Source organism: Paenibacillus sp. PvR133 (assembly GCF_017833155.1).
GTDB lineage: Bacteria > Bacillota > Bacilli > Paenibacillales > Paenibacillaceae > Paenibacillus > Paenibacillus polymyxa_B.
Genome location: NZ_JAFIBS010000001.1, coordinates 2,514,278 through 2,534,100, shown reverse-complemented (window position 1 = coordinate 2,534,100; position 19,823 = coordinate 2,514,278). Strand labels below are relative to the sequence as shown.

20 protein-coding genes and 1 other annotated feature are annotated in these 19,823 nt (G+C 44.0%); of the genes, 11 read left to right on the top strand and 9 right to left on the bottom strand.

The genetic code is table 11. The annotated features are described in order from the left end of the window. Positions 1 to 130: 130 nt before the first annotated feature. Entirely contained in the window at positions 131 to 1,516 is a 1,386-nt protein-coding gene (locus JOE49_RS11215) for a helix-turn-helix domain-containing protein (RefSeq protein ID WP_209941167.1), read from the bottom strand. A 180-nt stretch (positions 1,517 to 1,696) separates the two neighbouring features. Between JOE49_RS11215 and JOE49_RS11210 the strand changes: the two genes are divergently transcribed. The 3 genes from JOE49_RS11210 to JOE49_RS11200 all read left to right on the top strand — a co-directional run bounded on the left by JOE49_RS11210 (position 1,697) and on the right by JOE49_RS11200 (position 3,880). After that, on the top strand, positions 1,697 to 2,164 hold the full coding sequence (locus JOE49_RS11210) for an AbrB/MazE/SpoVT family DNA-binding domain-containing protein (protein WP_209941165.1): 468 nt from the start codon (positions 1,697 to 1,699) through the stop codon (positions 2,162 to 2,164). Positions 2,165 to 2,377: 213 nt separating this feature from the next. Further along, positions 2,378 to 2,833, top strand: a complete 456-nt coding sequence (locus JOE49_RS11205; protein ID WP_075153849.1) for a MarR family winged helix-turn-helix transcriptional regulator — start codon at positions 2,378 to 2,380, stop codon at positions 2,831 to 2,833. Positions 2,834 to 3,001: 168 nt separating this feature from the next. After that, the gene (locus tag JOE49_RS11200; protein WP_209941163.1) at positions 3,002 to 3,880 is read left to right on the top strand and encodes a (Fe-S)-binding protein; all 879 of its coding nucleotides are present in this window, start codon (positions 3,002 to 3,004) and stop codon (positions 3,878 to 3,880) included. 127 nt (positions 3,881 to 4,007) lie between these two features. On the opposite strand, the gene JOE49_RS11195 is transcribed toward JOE49_RS11200, so the two are convergent. After that, the gene (locus tag JOE49_RS11195; RefSeq protein ID WP_209941161.1) at positions 4,008 to 4,484 is read right to left on the bottom strand and encodes a hypothetical protein; all 477 of its coding nucleotides are present in this window, start codon (positions 4,482 to 4,484) and stop codon (positions 4,008 to 4,010) included. 376 nt (positions 4,485 to 4,860) lie between these two features. Between JOE49_RS11195 and JOE49_RS11190 the strand changes: the two genes are divergently transcribed. The 4 genes from JOE49_RS11190 (at position 4,861) to JOE49_RS11175 (ending at position 8,485) form a co-directional block, all read left to right on the top strand. Beyond that, positions 4,861 to 5,949, top strand: a complete 1,089-nt coding sequence (locus JOE49_RS11190) for a glycoside hydrolase family 11 protein (RefSeq protein WP_023987332.1) — start codon at positions 4,861 to 4,863, stop codon at positions 5,947 to 5,949. 37 nt (positions 5,950 to 5,986) lie between these two features. Next, entirely contained in the window at positions 5,987 to 7,060 is a 1,074-nt protein-coding gene (locus JOE49_RS11185; RefSeq protein WP_209941159.1) for a polysaccharide deacetylase family protein, read from the top strand. Between the two features lie 177 nt (positions 7,061 to 7,237). Further along, on the top strand, positions 7,238 to 8,173 hold the full coding sequence (locus tag JOE49_RS11180) for a hypothetical protein (RefSeq protein WP_068938483.1): 936 nt from the start codon (positions 7,238 to 7,240) through the stop codon (positions 8,171 to 8,173). Between the two features lie 75 nt (positions 8,174 to 8,248). Continuing rightward, positions 8,249 to 8,485, top strand: a complete 237-nt coding sequence (locus JOE49_RS11175; protein WP_013309068.1) for an NHLP leader peptide family RiPP precursor — start codon at positions 8,249 to 8,251, stop codon at positions 8,483 to 8,485. Positions 8,486 to 8,584: 99 nt separating this feature from the next. Here JOE49_RS11175 and JOE49_RS11170 read toward each other — a convergent pair whose 3' ends face one another. Continuing rightward, positions 8,585 to 10,474, bottom strand: coding sequence for a sensor histidine kinase (locus JOE49_RS11170; RefSeq protein WP_209941148.1), 1,890 nt, complete (start codon positions 10,472 to 10,474; stop codon positions 8,585 to 8,587). A gap of 132 nt (positions 10,475 to 10,606) precedes the next feature. Next, a complete protein-coding gene (locus JOE49_RS11165) occupies positions 10,607 to 10,894 on the bottom strand; it encodes a hypothetical protein (protein WP_023987328.1) in 288 nt (95 codons plus the stop codon). Between the two features lie 183 nt (positions 10,895 to 11,077). Between JOE49_RS11165 and JOE49_RS11160 the strand changes: the two genes are divergently transcribed. Further along, positions 11,078 to 11,338, top strand: a complete 261-nt coding sequence (locus JOE49_RS11160) for a hypothetical protein (RefSeq protein ID WP_069079713.1) — start codon at positions 11,078 to 11,080, stop codon at positions 11,336 to 11,338. A 372-nt stretch (positions 11,339 to 11,710) separates the two neighbouring features. Here the strand turns inward: JOE49_RS11160 and JOE49_RS11155 are convergent, their stop codons facing one another. The 3 genes from JOE49_RS11155 to JOE49_RS11145 are packed head-to-tail and all read right to left on the bottom strand — an operon-like array spanning position 11,711 to position 13,955. Further along, positions 11,711 to 12,382 carry a GNAT family N-acetyltransferase gene (locus tag JOE49_RS11155; protein WP_209941146.1) on the bottom strand — a complete coding sequence of 224 codons (672 nt, stop codon included), beginning with the start codon at positions 12,380 to 12,382 and terminating at the stop codon, positions 11,711 to 11,713. 24 nt (positions 12,383 to 12,406) lie between these two features. Then, entirely contained in the window at positions 12,407 to 13,078 is a 672-nt protein-coding gene (locus JOE49_RS11150) for a GNAT family N-acetyltransferase (RefSeq protein ID WP_160790389.1), read from the bottom strand. A 16-nt stretch (positions 13,079 to 13,094) separates the two neighbouring features. Beyond that, complete coding sequence (locus JOE49_RS11145; protein WP_028543188.1) at positions 13,095 to 13,955, bottom strand: carbon-nitrogen hydrolase family protein; 861 nt, start codon at positions 13,953 to 13,955, stop codon at positions 13,095 to 13,097. 161 nt (positions 13,956 to 14,116) lie between these two features. Then, positions 14,117 to 14,388: a binding site (T-box leader), on the top strand. Between the two features lie 85 nt (positions 14,389 to 14,473). Here JOE49_RS11145 and JOE49_RS11140 point away from each other — a divergent pair. Together JOE49_RS11140 and JOE49_RS11135 are read left to right on the top strand one after the other, a co-directional pair. After that, positions 14,474 to 15,556: a bifunctional 3-deoxy-7-phosphoheptulonate synthase/chorismate mutase gene (locus tag JOE49_RS11140; protein ID WP_013309063.1), complete on the top strand. Its 1,083-nt coding sequence runs from the start codon at positions 14,474 to 14,476 to the stop codon at positions 15,554 to 15,556. Positions 15,557 to 15,792: 236 nt separating this feature from the next. Then, positions 15,793 to 17,415, top strand: coding sequence for a DUF1593 domain-containing protein (locus JOE49_RS11135; RefSeq protein ID WP_209941144.1), 1,623 nt, complete (start codon positions 15,793 to 15,795; stop codon positions 17,413 to 17,415). A gap of 85 nt (positions 17,416 to 17,500) precedes the next feature. Here the strand turns inward: JOE49_RS11135 and JOE49_RS11130 are convergent, their stop codons facing one another. Further along, positions 17,501 to 18,361: a TrmB family transcriptional regulator gene (locus JOE49_RS11130; protein WP_023987321.1), complete on the bottom strand. Its 861-nt coding sequence runs from the start codon at positions 18,359 to 18,361 to the stop codon at positions 17,501 to 17,503. Positions 18,362 to 18,516: 155 nt separating this feature from the next. Between JOE49_RS11130 and JOE49_RS11125 the strand changes: the two genes are divergently transcribed. Continuing rightward, positions 18,517 to 19,419 carry a DMT family transporter gene (locus tag JOE49_RS11125; RefSeq protein WP_023987320.1) on the top strand — a complete coding sequence of 301 codons (903 nt, stop codon included), beginning with the start codon at positions 18,517 to 18,519 and terminating at the stop codon, positions 19,417 to 19,419. Positions 19,420 to 19,536: 117 nt separating this feature from the next. Here JOE49_RS11125 and JOE49_RS11120 read toward each other — a convergent pair whose 3' ends face one another. Next, on the bottom strand, positions 19,537 to 19,716 hold the full coding sequence (locus tag JOE49_RS11120) for an aspartyl-phosphate phosphatase Spo0E family protein (RefSeq protein WP_025723205.1): 180 nt from the start codon (positions 19,714 to 19,716) through the stop codon (positions 19,537 to 19,539). Positions 19,717 to 19,823: the final 107 nt, after the last annotated feature.

Sequence of the window (19,823 nt, the reverse complement as noted above, 5' to 3'; positions counted from 1 at the left end):
AATAGACCAGCAATAAGCTGGTCCATAGTAGTTACACTCGAATTAAGCACCTCCGATGATTCCAGTGGTAGAAATCGTTCCATGACCTTGATTCGGACCTTGGATTGGTACTGCGAGTACCAATAAGAAGCTAGTTATTGCGAAAAGAAAAACCATCTTTTTGGTCAATTTTCTCCCATAGACTTTGCAACTGATCTCGGGTTTCAGGAACGGCATACGCTTTAAATCGTTCAAATAACATTGCACAATTATGCGAAAGTATTCCTTTATTAATGGATTCGGCCTTTTCCCATGCATTTAGGAGACATTTGAAACCATATGGATATCTACCTTTATTAAGATTGTATTTAGCCATCTTGTACCAGAACCGAATGTATTCTCCCGGTAAAACTTGTTGTGTGTACATGTCAGAAGATGACGGTTCCTGATATGCTGCAATTTGGGATTCAAAACGTCGGAGGACATGATCTACATCTACATTATATCGATTAGCTACTTCAAGGACGTTCAATAGCTCGGCCAAAATCTCTTTTTCGGCAGCCATATGTTCTACGTAATCGGGGAGAACACTAATATCCCCGGACATAAGCCTGTTGACGTACGTATTAATTTTCGCCCATTGTTGATATTGCTTCTTCCAATAAAGTGAATCAGGATCCTTCTCCTTCACCCAACTTAGATCGGCATAACCTCGAATATGTTCTAATGCCTGTTCATGATCACCTTTTGCATCGCAAGCATTAGCACACAGCAACTCGGAGTAAACTATGTATACAAACAGTGGCCTGCTTAGCTTTTTTCGTGGCTCTGTTCCTTTTCGCTTAGAGTTATGAACCAAATTATATTGGATCTTTCCCATTTGACCCATTTGAGATGAAAATTCATACACCTTGTCCCACATACTTAGTGACCTATACACGTTCGCTAAATCTTTTAATGCATCTAATTGCTCTATCTCGTCTAAACGATCAACAAAAGGGGCAAATTCAATGGCAGCCTGAAGATTTACAGCTCTATCTTGTCCAATATTGATTTGGAACAAACGATACTGGCAGATCGCCAATCGCTCTGAATGCTGCTGCTTCTCACTTTCAGCCACCTTTTTGTAAAGGTAAGCCGCTGCTTCATTATAACCGTCTTTGTATACATTTTCGGCGACTTCAAAGAGTGATGGCGGATAATTAGGGTTATCCAATAACAGAATTACCACTCGCTGCAAGCAATCCAGTCGTCCTAGCTCAATGCATCGGTATAGGAAAGGGCTGATTTTTTTCCAGTTGAGCGGAGATTCTTCAATGCATTCTTCAATATAACGTTCGTAAAAATAATCCGGTGGTAAATTCATTCCCGCAGTAATACTATCCAGTTGGTGAACAGAAATAGATCGGTTACCGGTCACAATGCTACTAACTGTACCTACATTCAAATCAATCGTGTGACCAAACTTGGTCATCGTTAAGCCTTTTCGTTTCAAATAGGTTTGAATTTCTGCCTGTATCGTAGGTGTGATTTCCATGGATAAACCACCCTTTCAGCATTTTCATAGAATTTCAATTTCAATAAACAATATAGTTTGGAAACTAATAGTATAACTATTGATTTTCCTTCACGATAATACCATATTTTGGAACAAACATAAATGCTTTAACTTTATTGATTTTTATATTTTTATTAGGAGATCATTGGATGTTGGACAATGGAAGGAGAAGCTCATTTGAAAAATACAGGTATGACACGTCCCTTGGATACGTTAGGCCGGATTGTTATCCCTAAGGAGATGCGAACCTCTATGGGGATTCAAGCTGGTGAATCTTTAGAATTTTATTTAGATGTTGAAACAGGATTATTGAGTATGCGGAAGTATATTGGAGTCTGCTGTCACTTATGTTATTCGGTTCAGGATTTAAGCTATTTCAGGGATTCATTTTTATGTAAAAAATGCATAAACGATCTGAAGGGAAACATAGATGTGAGTCAATTACCTGTTCCTGTCGTAAAGAAACCTGCGTACAAAGAAAAAAATGCACATCGGTTGTCTTCACAACATTTAGTTGAAAATCTAAGAAAACTCATGCGCGAGCATCCAACAGCCAAGCAAGGCGAATATGCTGAATGGCTCGGCGTATCCCAAGGCCGTATTTCCCAGCTTAAAAAGCTATTATAGGTATCGCTCAACTCATATTCTAGCAAAGCTAAATAACCAGTAGCTGGTTGATTTCGTGCGACTGGTTATTTCAACTTTTCATTAGTAGGAAGGACTACAGGGGATAAATCATGATAGACCGACAGAGCTGACTGCTGTGACAAATATCGCTTACAAAACCTGCCACTTTTGAGATGGTGTAGATACACGAAATAGTACACGAATGGAGAACTTATGAAAACGACAGAAAAGAATAAGAAATCTCCGCAGGAGCAATCAGCCTCAGTCTGTACCTGCATTAATCTGCGCCGTTCCTCGATGGCTGTTACGGGACTGTATGACCGGTATCTGGCCCCGAGCGGACTCAATATTAGCCAATTCTCGCTTCTCAAACACTTAACTGCGCTGGGACCGGCAAGTGTAAGCGAATTGGCGCTGGAGATGCGGCTCGACCGGACAACGATTGTGCGCAATTTGAAGGCGCTGGAGCATAGCGGATATGTGGAGGATACATCTGCTGAGGGCAGTCGCAACCGCTGCCTTACTCTGACGGAGAGTGGAAGAACGGTATACAACGACGCAGCCGAGCTTTGGGAGGAGGCGCAACGTTTTTTGCAGGAGTCATTGGGAAACGGGAATCTGCAGATACTGACCTCACTCTTATCCAAAATTGAACATTTGGGTTTGTGATTAGCCGCCTACTCATACATGAAGTGTTACTCAATTCGTGTATATACACGAAAAAAAAGAAATGTTTCGCGGTATCAAGGCTGGTAAGTAATATATGTTAGCCCGCCACAAGACTTCTGAAAGGAAGCTTTGCTGTGAACAATAACCACGGAGAGGGATGTGGATAGGATGGTTGAATCCGTACCGGATATGAGAGAAAACATCGTAGCCGAGATGAAAACCTATGTGAGCGAAGACAAAGGCAATGTTTGTGAAGAACTACAGAGTCCTTATTACGAGGAGCCGATTATTCAATTTGCCGCGGGCAATGATCCTTTGTTTGAGGAGTACAAAAGAGTGGTCGGGCCCGACCACGCCACGCCGCAGGAAGCATTTGAACGTTCCTTTGGAATGGGGAGTTTTGATGGAGGTACCGTTATCAGCGTTGTGCTGCCGATCAGCGAGACGATCCGCAAGGCTAATCGGGCGCAAAAAGATAGAGCCTCAAGGGAATGGGCGCTGCTGCGGACCTTTGGCGATGAATATTTTGTACAGTCTGCAAGGCGGCATTTGGTGGGATACTTAACAGGCCTTGGTTACCGTGCAGTTGCACCGCTGGATACGGATTGGTACAGCATCTATGGTGCCACAGGGGGGCCGATCTCCAACTGGTCGGAGCGCCACATTGCATATGCTGCGGGTCTTGGCACCTTCAGTATCAACGACGGCTTCATCACCGAAAAAGGAATTGCCATCCGCCTGCTGTCCGTGGTGACCGATCTCAAGGTGCCGCCTGATGCCAGAGCATCTTCAGTCACAGGCCATACCGGAAACTGCCTGCTGTGTAGCAAGGGCATCTGCGGTGTGTGCATTACCCGCTGCCCTGTGCAAGCCATCAGCAAGGAAGGCGGACATGACAAGATTGCCTGCATGAAATTTGTGTACGGCCAAGCATCACGGGACTTTGCGGTTTTAAACGGCGGCGAGGCCAAATCAGGTGCCGGCTGCGGACTGTGCCAGACCAAGGTGCCCTGCGAGAGCAGGAATCCGATGCGGACCGCCCGGTGAATATGAAAACCTTGAGGACCGCCATTCTCAAGGTTTTTTAGTACAAAAAAGATCATGCTAGTTCTGCATCAGCCAAGCACCCCTTTTACATTTAGTTTTCGTTAGCCGAGGTTGACGGTATCCCCTGCTAACGCTTCAATTGAGCTTCATTCGAAGTGCCGGACTTACGATCGAATGTAATTGGCCCTTTGCGGTTGACGAGCCGTTTCAGATCGACGGTCATTTCATTTTTCAGCTTATTTATAAGCTGTTCCTCATTAATTCCTTTGCTTTTAGCGATGTCGGACAACGATTTGCCTTGTCCCAACTCATTTTCTAAGCGAACAGGAGTGATACCCAATAGTTTGGCTACTTTTTCGTTCAGATGATGGTCCCAGCCTCCAGGCCGTTTGCCATGCCCGTGCTTATAAGCATGTCCTTGTCGATGGCAGTCCTGTGACTGCATGCGCCCTGGATCAGCCTCACCCTGAATAGAGTTGCTAGGAGTAAGAGCTTGCATCTGGGGGCTTGTCTTTATACCAGCAGCTTCGATAATCCCTGCACTACCATACATCATCACTCCTACATACAGGGTAGCAGTGATTAATTTCCATTGTTTTTTCATATTCAGGCCCTTCTTTCACCCTTTTTAATTTAATATTTTCTCTTTCTGCTATTTTTATTCGTATTTTCACCTGTTAAGTAGTCACAAGACCGGGAAAATACGAGCTCATGAACATTTCTATCACGGTTACACCCCAATCTTCGATCTGAACGCACTCCTTGGAAACCTTATCCTGTAGGGAAGTAAGAATGAAGTACTAAACTTTCTACAATATAATTCGAAATTTTTCAGGTAAAATATTAAGGAAAATATGATAAAATTTTAATTGTAATCGATTACAATTAAAATTTTGGAAATAAATGTTGTATCAAGCTACTACAGAATGCATTGCATCATAGTCAGACTACATGCAATTACACACAAGGAGGAAAGTCCAATGAAACAAAAAAGAATACGGTTATTTTTATCAATTTTGATTTGTTTTTCGCTTATCTTACCCGCAGTAAATGCACAGGCGGCAACAACGATCACCTCAAACCAAACCGGTACCCATGACAACTACTACTATGAGTTGTGGAAAGATTCCGGGAACACAAGTATGACTCTTAATAGTGGGGGGGCGTTCAGTGCCCAGTGGAGTAACATTGGAAATGCATTATTCCGTAAAGGCAAGAAATTCGACGAGACCAAGACACACCAGCAAATTGGAAACATTTCCGTAAACTACAGTGCCAACTACCAACCAAATGGTAATTCGTATTTATGCGTCTATGGATGGGCAGTTAACCCGCTCGTAGAATATTACATCGTCGATAGCTGGGGAAGCTGGCGTCCACCCGGTGCAACATCGAAGGGCACTTTTACCGTTGACGGGGGAACATATGATATTTATGAAACCACTCGGGTTGACCAGCCTTCCATTAAAGGAGACAAAACAACTTTTCAACAGTATTGGAGTGTCCGGACATCCAAACGCACAAGCGGAACCATATCGGTTAGCGAGCACTTCAAAAAGTGGGAAAGCATGGGCATGAAAATGGGCAAGATGTATGAAACTTCACTTACTGTAGAGGGATACCAAAGCAGTGGGAGTGCTAATGTAACTAGTAATACAATTACGATTGGCGGCAGTTCTGACGGCGGAACGACTACTCCTCCAGGCACAAGTACGAAAATAGAAGCCGAAAGTATGACCAAAAGCGGTCAGCATACCTCAAATATCAGCTCGCCGTTCAACGGAGTGGCTTTATACTCCAACAATGATTCGGTGAAATATACGCAAAATTTCACTAGCGGCACCCATAGTTTTTCACTACGTGGTGCCTCGAACAACTCCAACATGGCCAAAGTTGACTTGAAAATCGGTGGACAAACAAAGGGGTCCTTCTATTTTGGTGGAAGCAACCCTGCCGTCTATACTTTAAACAATGTCAGCCATGGCACCGGAAACCAAGAGATCGAGCTCGTTGTAACAGCCGATGACGGAACATGGGATGCTTATGTTGATTATTTGGAGATCAACTAACCTTATTATCTATTAAAATTGTTAAGGAGGTACAACCTTGTTTATAGCTAAAGCAGGAAAATGGACGGCGATTATGTCAATCACCTTGTCTTTATTCACAGGCTCGCTGGTGATCTCGAGCAACCAGGCGCTTGCGGCTGATTGCTCGAGCGGTTATGTAGCGTTAACCTTCGACGATGGTCCCAATCCCTCTAACACCAAAGCGCTGCTTAGTGCTTTGAAGCAAAACGGTTTACGGGCGACGCTCTTTAATCTTGGACAAAACGTGCAGAATAATCCTTCGCTTGTACGTGACCAGCAAGCAGCAGGCATGTGGATCGGTAACCATTCATGGTCACATCCGCATATGACACAACTGAGCACATCGCAGATGTCATCGGAAATTACACGCACGCAGCAAACGATACAGTCCATTACTGGCACGGTACCAAAGTTATTCCGTCCTCCGTATGGCGAGACCAACACAACCCTCAAATCCATTGAGACCCAAAACGGTCTTACCGAAGTATTGTGGAACGTTGACTCCCAAGACTGGAACGGCGCCTCCACCGCACAGATCGTAGCTGCTGCGGGCAAACTTAAAAACGGCGATGTGATCCTGATGCATGATCAGTACCAGACTACACTCCAAGCTATTCCACAAATTGCACAGAACCTCAAAAACCGTAACCTTTGCTCTGGTATGATCTCACCAAGCAATGGCCGGGCGGTAGCGCCTGATGGCGGAAACGGCGAAACGCCGCCAAACAAAGGCACAAAAGTGGAAGCAGAGAATATGACCAAAGGCGGTCAGTATACTTCAAATATCAGCTCGCCGTTCAACGGAGTGGCTTTATACTCCAACAATGATTCAGTGAAATTCACACAGAATTTTACCAGCGGCACCCATAGTTTTTCACTCCGTGGTGCTTCAAATAATTCCAACATGGCCAAAGTTGACTTGAAAATTGGTGGACAAACGAAGGGTACCTTCTACTACGGCGGGAGCAGTCCTGCGGTCTATACTTTAAACAATGTCAGCCATGGAACCGGAAATCAAGAGATTGAGCTTGTTGTAACAGCCGATAATGGGACATGGGATGCTTATATTGACTATTTAGAGATCATCTAATTTTAAAAAAACAAAATCCCGGCGGGATCTTCCCAGCCGGGATTTTTGTCGATATCCTTTTTACAACATTCTCAATGTAAAAATAACAAAATCTTGAAAATTGCAATCTGTTGTATAATGGCGGGTAACAACTAGAAGTCGCTATAAAAATATTCATAAGAGATGCAGGTGATGGCGATGGAATGGTATTTTGCATACAAAGACGAATTGGAAAAAGTATTTCGTCAAGCGGAGGAACGGACGTCCACGTTTCCAGCTCCCTTTCAGCAAGAGGGGTTGGACTATCTGGCGCGTTTTAATCCGTTGCGGGAAGACAGCACGCGTAATTACATATGCTATTTGCTTCCATTTTGGCTGCAAGAACTCACCGGACTCCCCCCCGAAACATGCCGCAAGCTGTCACTTGGCAACGTGTTCGTCATGGCTCACTATTTAATTCAAGATGATGTGATGGACACAGCAGCAGACAACCGTAAAACGCAACTCGCGTTAAGCCAGCTATTCTATACCGAGTGTCTAAGCGTATATCGGGACCTTTTTCCGGCAACCTCTCCTTTTTGGTCATATGCCCGAACGTATATTGATGAATGGGCCGTTAGTGTGACATCCGAAGGAACAGAGGACTATTTTCAAGGGGAAAGAAATAAGGTCGCGCTGAAAGCAAGTCCATTAAAAATGGCCGGAACGGGTGCTTTACTGCTTGCAGGCCGTGCCGATCTGATCCAGATCATTACAGATATGACGGACTTGGCGCTACTCGTGCTTCAAATGTCGGATGATTGGGCGGATTGGTCAGAAGATTTGGTCGAACATAGCTATAACTGTCTTTTGTCTCATATCAGTGCCGAGCAGAAGACGGCTTACTGTGAAGGATTGGGACCCAAACAGATTCAGGAAGCGATTTATGTACGCGGTGCGCTCGCCAGCTATGTGAACATTGCCGATCAAGCAGTCCAACAGCTAGAGACCCTGGAGCCTTCTATCCACGGCCTACGTAGCTTTGCACATTCTATCGCAGCGGAGCTGGGCGAAGTGGCGGCGGAAATTGAAGGCGGACGCTCGCATTTGAGAAGAGGCGGACTTGATTACTGGCTCTCCAAAAATATGAAATAATGCTAGATTTTTCTGAGTCTTTCGTGGTATACTGACTAGGTAAATATAACCAATTGAATGAGAGGGTGATTTTTGATGGCTACTGAAGTTCTTCAAACACAAGTCATTCAAAAAGCTTGGGAGGATGCCAGTTTCAGAGAGAAACTGATGACAGATCCCAAATCTGCAATTCGTGATGTGTTAGGAGTCGTGATCCCCGATCATATCCAAATCAAAACGTTAGAGGAAACGCCTGATCAGTTTTTTCTGGTAATTCCTCCAGACCCCTCCGGTGTACTCGCTGCATCCCAGAAACCTCGCTCGATGTGGTAAATTGGTTGTTAATGCTTATTTAATCTATATTCCTTAATCTCATGTGGGTGGGCTCAGCAAGCTTCCCTCCGTTTTCTCCGAATGCAAAAAAGCCGGATATTATCCGGCTACGGGGAAGCGGATGGTCGCTTCCGTTCCCACCCCTTTTGCACTTGTAAAAGTTATTTTTCCATTCATCGTTTCAATAATCCGAAAAGTCACCATCATCCCCAAACCCGTGCCTTTTGTCTTATTCGAGAAATAAGGCTCACCTAGTCTGGATAAAGTCTGAGCATCCATCCCTTCACCATTATCCCGAATATGAATGACAGCTTCTCCGTTGTCCACATAAGCCCATATATGAATATGACCCTGGTCTCGCAGCGCTTCAATGCTGTTTTTGATAATATTGATGAACGCCTGCTTGAACTTGGAGGAATTCCCGCGTACTTTGATTTCCTGGGGAATATCCAGTGAAATTTTTCCACCTTGCAAATTAGCCATTGGACTGATGATTCCTTCAATATGTTTGAATTCGTCCAATATGGTCAACGTTTTGGTTTGGTCAAACTCTGGCTTGGCAAAAGTCAAAAAATCAGTAATAATCGCGGAAGCTCGATCCAGCTCCTCCAGAGCGATATGTAGATAGTCTTTGTTTTTACCATCCTCCTGCTTGCTCATCAACTGAAGAAATCCACGTGTAACCTGAAGCGGATTACGTACCTCATGAGCTACAGATGCAGCCAGATCGCTAATAATCTCCATTTTCTCCGAACGTTGAAGCTCATTATTGAACATCTCCAGTTCTCTGGAATACCGAACCACCTGCTTGTGCTTTTCTGCCAGTCTTCTGCCCAAAATCGCGATCAACGCCAGTACAAAACCGAACACGCCCCATTTCCACAAAAACATATTGTAGTGTCCGTCTAGAATGAAGAACCAGCTCAGTTCCCCGATAGAGATGACTGCAAAAAATGCAAAGCCTGTCGATAAAATGATCGCTTCGTGATCACCCTTAAGTGCCATGCGAACCGAAGCAAATACCAGCAGTATCATTAAGGCGACGAGTAATATACCCAGGATGACTACACTAAAAAAATAATATATATCGTTCAACCGCTCCTGTGCTCCTAAATTAACAATCATCATGGTAAAGCAGAACAAAGAGTAGGCGGTTAACACCTTTCTGAATTTGCGAATCAGTATAATCGAATTGATATTTTGCTCAAAAAAGTAGGCTAATGAAGGTAGCAGAATAAATAGTGCCACATCAAAAAGTTGTAAGTACAGCTTGCCATAGCCGCGATAGAATGTATACAAGAATGGTGAATACGTTACGATCATCAGACCAATAGACAATACAATCGCACTTAGGGACAGCCACATGGCCATACTCGGACGGAACAGAAAAAACGAGCAGATCAGTAATACCAGGGCGATAAAGATAAACGTACTGCCCAGTACAATATCTAAAACATCCATTCTGACCAAGGTTCCCAATAAATCACGATAATCACCGGTCATCACATTGCCGATAATGCCCAGTCTATTCTTACTGCTTTCCGTCCATATGTATAATGTTTTACCGCTGTCTTCCGGCTTCAGCGGAATCAGAATACGATTATTCTCATAATTGTACCCACGGTAGGATTCGTAAAAATTGGTCCCATCTTTATACAGCGTAATATGCCTGCCATAAATATTTTCAAAAAGTACCGCTGGCGTTTCATCATTTAACGAAGGTAACTTAATACGAATCCAGGCGGAGCCTATATTACCGGGCTGCCTAAGCAGTTGTGTATCATCTTCAATATGCATCCAGACCTTGCTGCGATCCTTTACCTCATCTAAAGAGCCATCCTCGTTTACCGCTCCCCATCTCATATCCCAGGAGGGTATTTTATAATCCCTTTCCGGGGTCATTTTGGCCGCATAGGCGGAATGGCCCAGCGACAATAGCAACACAATGACCGCTAGCAGGGCGGCGACAGCTTTGGGCACATGCCTCATATTAAGCACCTCAAAGTTACATAGTAGGATTTACAAATTTGTATACGTTTTAACATTTTTTACGTCCTGAAATTATATTATTCTATACGATGATGTGCATACCTTCTTCATAAGAAGGGTATCATGTTCTTTTTACTCATTTTTTGTAAAATCTTCATATTGATTAATGATCATTTCCTGTTCGCGCCGCTCTTTCTGCTCTCTAAGCCCCAACCATGGTTCACAATCTTCATCTTCATAGATCGTCCAAATATCGGAAAATAAATAATCGCGTATTTCTACTATTTTTCCGGCTTGTCCGCCATCTGTCCAGTATAAGCCTTCAGGGCGCCGAATGAGGGTGCGGGAAAATCCCGGGGTAGATGCCTTTTGACCTACTCGGATACGACTAATCATCGGACCAAACATGTACCATTCCAATTCATATCCCTCCCTATCTTCTTTATCATATCACAGCAGTTACCAAAAAAACGCTAATTGAGAATGGGCATATCCCTATTCGCATGATTTTAACTTCCTACAGACACACTAACTCAAGGTTTAGCCGTTCTGCTGTTTGGGTAAGGTCGGAATAAGCAACAAAAAGTAAAGGAGCTGAGCAACATGGTCAATCGTGATGATCGAACTACTGAGCTACATGACAATGATTTTGAGCCTTCTCTGCAAAATGCAGAAACCAACTGGGAGAATCTGACGGAAGGTCCAGATACTCCTCTGGAGGACGTCCCAGATGCCGATGAACTGACACCGAACAGTCCTGTCGATCCTTCTGCTCCTGCTGAATTCCTGCATGGTACCGATTTGCTGAATGGTACGGATGGGGACGAAGAAGAGCAACTGGACAGCGACGATATGCTGGATTAACCACTTCATTTTATCAGGTGAAAGAAAACGGTTACCAATTCTGGTATGCGGGTAATGAAGTGTATAACAGAAAGGAGTTGACTGATCTCCTATGTATAAAGATCCGATGTCTCAGGCCGATATGGAGTATAAGCGCTACAAAACCTTGAATCCTGTGGAAGCAGACGAACGTAGGACCGCGGACAAGACAATTACGGACGATATCTCGCAAAGTCTGGCGGGCGAAGACAACCCACGAGGAGTCGCATCACCCAAACCTGTTCCCAGGGATCAAGGAAAATGAAAGGGTCAATTAGAGAATGCAAAAAGGGTGCAACCTAAGCCACGCAGATGATACATGGCTTGAGTGCACCCTTTTTGTACTTCATATGTTTACAATGGCAGCAATGCTACTGTCGATTTAGCTTCCAATCCATCTACCATTTCGTTCCAGACAGCAGGCTTGTTCGGCAATACTGTATAGTACCGACGTATAAAAGCTGCCACCAATTTGGCGCTCACTTCTTCCACGCTATCATCCTCAGGCATAAAGCCTAAATTCAGCCCTTCTACTGCTACACCATCGTTATTCCAGGACGGATGTACGTAGTCCAGATCCAAACGCTTATAGCCCAGATGAGATAGCACCTCACGTCGCACGTACGGGTCCATTGGCTTGACACCACCAAAGGAATGCTCGTTGCCACGGTAAGGGTCATAGATTTCAGCAAACATCCCCTGTAACTGCTGTCCGCTGGCCTGAGCAAGCGCGTGCAAGTCATTCTGGCGTCGTGTCCAAAGAAAACGGCCAATGCCCAGTCCCGGTTGTCCGATGATCGTAAAATCTGTCATAGCTACATTAAAGTCCTCATAATAACGATACTCTGTTGCACCAACTACCTTATCATCCTGTACCGCAACAAAGACACGAATACCCGGGTCTTCCAGCGGTTCCTTCCACAGACTGTACTCCAGCACTTCCTCTGGTGGAAATACTTCCTGCATTAGCTGATGCATGCTCGCAAACAAGGGGTCTTTAATATGAGTAATGCGATGATATTCCATAGGATAGGACACGCTCCTCTACAATTAGTGATGGGTATGAAACGGATTTCGCCATTCCATGAGGGCAGCATAATTACGCGATTGTTCATCATCCAAATAATTCGGCAGGATACAAACAGGCACCCGTCCGCAACGAAGCAGAAAAGTTAATACCGGGTCCTTCAGCTCACCAGACACTACGGCATCCACATACGCTTCTGCGCTCAATTGGTCGGCATGATGCTGATAACTAGGCATACGCCCCGCGCCCAGCAAACGATCCAGTCTCCGTTCAATCACAAGATGATATAAGGAAAAAATCATCCATTTGCCCAGACCCAATCTGCGGTAAGCAGGACGTACCGCCAAATCAATCACATACAGCGCCTTGCCGTCCTCACAGTGCGTACGAATATAACCGTCATCTGCTACTTCCTCCCATGTATGCTGGGGATGTTCGGGGTTATAATGCATCAGTAGGCTGGTTACCGAACCCGCCAGTTCCCCCTCAATTTCCACACACAGCGCTCCATCTGCAAAATGCTCTGTCTGGCTAGCAATCTGCTCCCGGCTCCATAACAGCTCCTGCGGATATGGTGGGGGGAAGCTCTCCTGCTGAATACGCAGCAATCCCTCATAATCGGCTGTAGAATAATTACGAATCACCGCCCGTAGCGGCCGATCGCCGTCAAAGATGAACCATTCTTTGCGATACATGGCTTATTTCCTTTCATTAGCTCCAGTCTGTGTATAAATCTGTTCTACGGTCACGCCAGGTTGTAACCGAGCCCCGCTCGCGCACATCGTACAACAGCTGCAAATCGAGATCTGCTGTCACAATCATATCGTTGTTCAGTTCACCCTCCACCATAATGCCGCGTGGCGGAAAAGGAATGTCATTGGGTGTAATGACTGCGGCTTGTCCATAATTGGCACGCATAAAATCAACCGTAGGCAAAGCGCCGACAGTTCCCGTTAAAACGACATACACCTGATTTTCAACCGCTCTGGCGTGGCTTGTATATCGTACCCGGTAAAATCCGTGACGATCGTCCGTACAGGAAGGACAGAAAATAATATCTGCTCCCTTGGCCTTCGCCATGCGAACGATTTCGGGAAATTCAATATCATAGCAGGTCAGCATCGCTATGGTGCCCTTGGACGTCTCAAACACATTCAGCCCCTCACCGGGAGCCATATTCCATTCATGCACCTCTGTCGGTGTAATGTGAATTTTGTCCTGAGTGGCCACACGCCCGTCCGGGTAAAACAAATGTGCCGTATTATATAAACGTTCGTTTCTCCTAACTACATGAGTGCCACCGATAATATGCATCCCGGTTCGACGTGCGAACGAAGTGAATAATTCAAGGTACCGGTCCGTAAAATCCGGCAGGTAGTTGATCGTCAGAGCTTTGCCTTCACTATCACCAATCGACATAAGCTGGGTCGTAAAAAACTCGGGAAACAGAACAAATTCCGCGCCAAATTCCTCCGCTGTTTTGATATAATGTTCCGATTGCAGGGCAAATTGCTCGAATGAGTCAATCGTATGCAGATGATATTGAACCGCCGATACTCTGATTTTGCTCATAATTCCTCCTCGGACATCACGTCTTTTAGATTGCAAGGGGGTCCCGTTGCTGTTCACATTATAACCGATTCAAAACGGTGCGAAAACTGAACCTGATAATCAGGGCTTGCCTTCTGCACCTACTTTGTTTAAAATAAGGTCAAATCTTTTGAATACCATGAACAAAGACAGTGACGGAGACAAGTAAACGTCTAACGGATTCCCACAGAAAGGTACGAATTGCTGAGAGCGTACCGCAATCCCGCGTTGAAATTCACTCCCGAGTCGAGCCTTGAACCGACAGAAGGATTCATTCCTTTGTCCGCAGTAGAGGTTTCCGGAAGCCCCCGTTACGGGCATCAAGCTCAGAAGTTACTGCCGTCGACTGAACGACGTTGACGATTCGTATGTATACTTCTGTAATTAGGGTGGTACCACGGCATTCGTCCCTTGCGACGAGTGCCTTTTTGTGTTATTTTCTGCAAAAAAGTCCATGGGCTAGCACAAAAAAAAATTTAAATTCGGGAAGGGTGTACTGTATGTCTACAAATGAAAATTCTTTGGAGCTGCTGCGTGAACAGCTCGATGCTACAAATTTGCAATTGCTGGAGTTGCTGTCCCAACGCGCTGAACTGGCGGGACAACTTGGAAAATTGAAGGAAGCTCAAGGGGTACCTGACTTTGATCCGGTACGTGAGCAACAAATGTTGGACAAGCTGATCGCGGCTAACCGTGGGCCTTTTGACGATGCTACGATTCGCCAGCTGTTCAAAAATATTTTCAAGGCTTCTTTGAACTATCAAAAAGAAGAACACAAAAAACATCTGATCGTCAGCCGCAAAAATCAACCGGATAGCACAGTTATCAAGGTTAAAGATACCCTGGTGGGCGGCAAAGCCTCCATCATGGTTGCAGGTCCCTGCTCGGTCGAAAGCTACCAGCAAACTCGCGAAGTAGGTGCGGCTCTCAAGGAAGCCGGTGTGCCGATTCTTCGTGGTGGCGCGTTCAAACCACGTACGTCTCCGTACGATTTCCAAGGACTGGGCGTGGAAGGACTGCAAATTCTCAAACGTGTAGGCGACGAGTTCGGGCTGGCTACAATCAGTGAAATCGTCGATCCAAGACATTTGGAGGAAGCGATCCAATACATCGACATTATCCAAATTGGCGCGCGCAACATGCACAACTTTGAATTGCTCAAAGCTGCGGGTGAAACCAGAACTCCGGTTCTGCTCAAACGCGGACTGGCTGCCACAATGGAAGAGTTTCTTCATGCTGCTGAATACATCGTTTCCCGTGGTAACACGCAAGTCATGCTGATTGAACGCGGTATCCGTACGTACGAAAAATGGACGCGTAACACGCTGGATATTTCCGCTGTTCCGATTTTGAAAAAGGAAAGCCATCTGCCTGTATTGGTGGACGTGACTCACTCCACAGGACGTAAGGACATCCTGGCTCCTTGCGCCAAAGCTGCCTTGGCTGCTGGAGCCGACGGTATCATGGTGGAAGTCCATCCAAACCCAGCAGTCGCTTTGTCCGATGCTCAGCAACAGCTGAACATTCCTGAGTTCCACAACTTCCTGTCTGAAGTTAAAGAATCCGGTTTATTCAAAGCGTAAAACCAATTTTATGCCGGGATTCATAAACCGCTTTCATTTTCTCGGACAATGATGTAAAATTGAATCAGGATTGTGACTGATCATGCAGGCAAAACCTAAATGTATATATGCTCGACTTTTGTTGAGGCATATATAGGTTTAGGTTTTTTTTATGCCTAAATCTTGAATAAAAAGAATACCTACATGGTTATAATCCTAAAAAAACATCATAGGAACGTTCAGAGAGGGGAACAGAAATGAGAGAAAGAAAAGGGTTAAGCATTTTTTTATTAGCCATGATTTGTATTTTGATCATCAGTGGCTGTAGTAGTAAGGCTCCCGCCGTTGTGAAGGATGAAAGCGCTGCTCCAACAGAAAAACAAACGGAAAATAAAGTAGAAAATAAAGCAACTAAGGCCAGAACGGTAATCACTACCGATGGAGAAGTAGATGATATGAACTCTGTCATTCGCTTTCTTCTTTACTCCAATGAAATGGATTTGTCCGGGATTGTACTGACTAGCTCCGTATATCATTATGCAGGTGATGAAAAGGCTGGCATCAAGCCATTTAGATGGACCGGAACACAATGGGTAACGGACATGATTGATGCCTACGGAGAGATTTACCCCAACTTAATCAAACATGCCGAGGGATATCCAAAGCCTGAATATATCAAGAGCGTTACCAAAATAGGTAACATTTCAAATAAAGGTGAAATGGACAAAGAAACGGAAGGCTCCAATTTCCTTAAAACACTTTTCATGGACGATGACAAAAGAGATTTGTACGTACAAACTTGGGGTGGAACCAATACCACGGCCAGAGCTTTAAAGTCCATTGAAGACGAATATAAAAATACAGATCAATGGGAAACGATTCGAAAAAAAGTAAGTGATAAACTCGTACTGTACATCATTCTGGACCAGGACGATAGCTACAATAATTACATCGCTAAAAATTGGCCTGATATCAGAATTATCAATGATCAATCTAACTTCTGGCATTTCGCTTATGCTTGGAAAATGCACACAGAAGAAGTAAACAGCAAGTTGCACGGGGAATGGAACTTCAAAAATATTAAAGATGGTCATGGCAAGTTGCTCAATATGTATGCCTTGATGGGCGATGGCAATATCATCAAAGGCGAGTTGGATGAAGAACAAAGAGGCAGTGAAGCCTACTTAAAGAAAAATCCACAATACGACAAGTATGACTTTATTTCTGAAGGTGATTCTCCATCCTTCTTCTATTTAATTGATAACGGATTGCGGAGTATGGAAAACCCAACCTATGGTGGCTGGGGAGGTCGTTTCGGTGTCGTTAACGATAAATTATTTAGAAATACCGTGTTAGATTATGATGTGCATACGAAAAAATTCGAAGCAGAGTATTCTCTGATGCGTTGGTTTGATGATATTCAAAATGACTTTGCTGCTCGTGCAGATTGGGCTATTGCATCCGACTACAAAGATGCCAACCACAATCCAACGTTGACCATTAAAGAAGGATTAGACCTAACCGCTAGTCCAGGGGAGAAAATAACCCTGCATGCAGAAGGTTCAGATCCCGACGGTAATCAATTGGCCTATAAATGGTGGAGATATTTTGAAGCAGACACGTATGAGGATTCTAAAGTAAAACCAGCACAAGTTAAACCTGAATTGCTGGGGGAAATGCAGCTTGGGCTTCATCGAGAAGTAGCTAAAGGCGAGAAAGTAAACACGATTGACTTGCAAGGTAGTGATACGAATGCAGTTAGTTTCACAGTTCCTGCAAATGCTAAGTCAGGGAATACGCTTCATATCATTGCAGAAGTACAGGATAATGGAAAACATCCTTTAAAGCATTATCAACGTGTGATTGTAACCGTAAAATAATTGAACACAACATCAATAAAATTAGGCTCATGGAATAACACTCCATGGGCCTGTTTATTTTTGCACATCGGAACTCAGACAATCTCTATACACGTTTAATGCTTTTTTCAGTCAAAGGAACATAATATCCTTTGCCATTCGGACCCATAGCAAATTTATTGCGAAGATGAATTAGATTAGGGCCGAATTTCGCCTCTAATTGTTCACGGAACTCATATAGGATCTCCATGATATAAATATCATGAATAATCACTTCTGTAATCGGCATCACCAGACCCGGATGTAACGTCCATGCAGCGCGGCTGTCATCACCAAGTGAAAGTATGCCAGCTACGACCTCCCGGTCGTCTACGCTAAGTACAATCCACCGACCACCAATTTCAGACGTAATCTCCTCACTCATATCATGGCGGTAAACAGTAGCGAAATCAAAATTAAGCTCCCCATACGCTACAATGATCACTTCAATTCCTTGTTGAGCGACTTGCTCTAAGGCATCTCGGAACACCTCGGCATCCTCTTTCCAAATTTCCAATAAAATTCGGTGTTTTGCTCCCTTTACCCCTTCATTTATGCGATTGATAATGGCTTCATACCCCGAAATATTCCAAATATTCTCTCTATTTTGAAATGATGCTGTGTACTGCTCCAAACTCTCTTGCGCCACATTGAAAATCTGCTCTGCTTTGCGTTTTCTCTGGGCAATCAATTCATGTGGCGGGAGCGGCACATACAGAGGCGTATTTTCTTGACTGACCATGATATCCCCACGGTTGACCATTCCAGACAAAACCTCGTAAATTTTGGATCTCGGTACCCCGGAATTCAATGAAACGGCGTATCCCGAAAGTGGAGAACTTTCCAATAAGGTCACATAAGCCTTGGCTTCATATTCACTAAAATTCAAATCCCGTAGAATTTCTAATATATTTGGTTTTGGTTTCATGACGTCTTCTCCTCAATTCGTGTTCATCCTTACTATATCACTTCCCCTTGACAAAAACTGATATACACACTATCTTTTTAGTAACGTTTTTATAGTAGTCACTTTAGTAGCTACTATCATCATTTCACAGGGGATTACCTCAGGGAGGATTTAACTTGAACAAAGTCATAGCTCATCACAGCGAAAGCAGCCGGATTTACTACGGTTCTACGATTCTCGCCCTATTGATCTGGAGTACATCGTTTATTGCCACCAAAGCAGCCTACACGACGTTCCCCCCTCTTACCTTGGGTCTATCCAGATTTATTATAGCTTCCGTTGTGCTAGGCATCGTTTTGCTGATTAAAAAAGAACATATCAAAGTAAAGCCAAAAGATTTGGTTACGATTTCGTTTAGTGGTGTTTTGGGAATCACTCTCTATTTTTCAATGGAGAATATAGGGGTTAGCTTGACTACCGCTTCCAACGCAGCATTAATTGTTGCATCATATCCCGCAATTACATCGCTGCTTGAACTTATTTTGTATAAAGTGAAAATATCCAAATATAAAATTTGCGGTATAGCATTGGCCATGATCGGGGTATATTTCTTGACTTCAGTTGGCGAAAGCTCGGATAGTAAGAATCAACTAATCGGAAATTTAATATTGATTGGAACGGGTTTTGCGTGGGCGTTTTACACTTTCATGACGCGCAAGGTAGTGGACAAATATCCGCCTGTGACGTTATCTTTTTATCAAACTGTTGCAGGAAGTATCTTTTTTATACCGTTGGCTCTATTAGAAAAGGATAGTTGGCAGGCTCCGACAACAGGATCGTTTATGTTGTTAGTATATCTGGGCGTATTCTGCTCCGTCATCGCATTTTTGCTTTACAATTACGGATTAATCAAGCTGTCACCGAGCAGTTCCGTTTCTCTGATGAATTTGGTTCCGATATTTGGAGTCTTATTTTCTGTGTTACTTTTGCAAGAAACGATTACATGGCGCCAAATCATTGGTGGTTTGGTCGTCATTATAGGTGTCCTACTGAGTGCTCATCAAACGAACCGTACCTAAAATGATAGATTGCACACTAGTTATAAAAGTTAAGATAAGCATCGTTGTTATAGGTATTAGCGCTACAGTACAAGGGCGAGTGACCTCACCAAAAGTTTCTCGCCCAGTCGGTTGCATTTATGCAGTCGGCTTTTTTTCTTTTATATAAAAAAGGTGGTTATATTGATTGATGAGGTTATCCATAATTACAGACTGTCTGAGCACACTGGCATGATTAAAGCCATGTTTTGCTTGCAAAATATACAGCTTTTGACGAGCTTTCTCAAGCTGTTGACGCAAAATGTCGTCTCTTATCATAATATATCCCTCCTTGTCATATTATCAGTGTAGAGGGTTATGAATAAGTATACTAAAAGTAAAGGTTTGGGATAATTATCTAATAGCACAAAAAAAGACCTGCTCTA

What these genes read in the sequence shown, in the direction of transcription:
- JOE49_RS11135 (WP_209941144.1), top strand. Translation starts at nt 15,793, where the DNA reads ATGAGAGAAAGAAAAGGGTTAAGCATTTTTTTATTAGCCATGATTTGT.
- JOE49_RS11175 (WP_013309068.1), top strand. Translation starts at nt 8,249, where the DNA reads ATGGCTACTGAAGTTCTTCAAACACAAGTCATTCAAAAAGCTTGGGAG.
- JOE49_RS11195 (WP_209941161.1), bottom strand. Translation starts at nt 4,484, where the DNA reads ATGAAAAAACAATGGAAATTAATCACTGCTACCCTGTATGTAGGAGTG.
- JOE49_RS11120 (WP_025723205.1), bottom strand. Translation starts at nt 19,716, where the DNA reads ATGATAAGAGACGACATTTTGCGTCAACAGCTTGAGAAAGCTCGTCAA.
- JOE49_RS11210 (WP_209941165.1), top strand. Translation starts at nt 1,697, where the DNA reads ATGGAAGGAGAAGCTCATTTGAAAAATACAGGTATGACACGTCCCTTG.
- JOE49_RS11180 (WP_068938483.1), top strand. Translation starts at nt 7,238, where the DNA reads ATGGAATGGTATTTTGCATACAAAGACGAATTGGAAAAAGTATTTCGT.
- JOE49_RS11215 (WP_209941167.1), bottom strand. Translation starts at nt 1,516, where the DNA reads ATGGAAATCACACCTACGATACAGGCAGAAATTCAAACCTATTTGAAA.
- JOE49_RS11170 (WP_209941148.1), bottom strand. Translation starts at nt 10,474, where the DNA reads ATGAGGCATGTGCCCAAAGCTGTCGCCGCCCTGCTAGCGGTCATTGTG.
- JOE49_RS11150 (WP_160790389.1), bottom strand. Translation starts at nt 13,078, where the DNA reads ATGTATCGCAAAGAATGGTTCATCTTTGACGGCGATCGGCCGCTACGG.
- JOE49_RS11130 (WP_023987321.1), bottom strand. Translation starts at nt 18,361, where the DNA reads ATGAAACCAAAACCAAATATATTAGAAATTCTACGGGATTTGAATTTT.
- JOE49_RS11205 (WP_075153849.1), top strand. Translation starts at nt 2,378, where the DNA reads ATGAAAACGACAGAAAAGAATAAGAAATCTCCGCAGGAGCAATCAGCC.
- JOE49_RS11145 (WP_028543188.1), bottom strand. Translation starts at nt 13,955, where the DNA reads ATGAGCAAAATCAGAGTATCGGCGGTTCAATATCATCTGCATACGATT.
- JOE49_RS11200 (WP_209941163.1), top strand. Translation starts at nt 3,002, where the DNA reads ATGGTTGAATCCGTACCGGATATGAGAGAAAACATCGTAGCCGAGATG.
- JOE49_RS11155 (WP_209941146.1), bottom strand. Translation starts at nt 12,382, where the DNA reads ATGGAATATCATCGCATTACTCATATTAAAGACCCCTTGTTTGCGAGC.
- JOE49_RS11140 (WP_013309063.1), top strand. Translation starts at nt 14,474, where the DNA reads ATGTCTACAAATGAAAATTCTTTGGAGCTGCTGCGTGAACAGCTCGAT.
- JOE49_RS11190 (WP_023987332.1), top strand. Translation starts at nt 4,861, where the DNA reads ATGAAACAAAAAAGAATACGGTTATTTTTATCAATTTTGATTTGTTTT.
- JOE49_RS11160 (WP_069079713.1), top strand. Translation starts at nt 11,078, where the DNA reads ATGGTCAATCGTGATGATCGAACTACTGAGCTACATGACAATGATTTT.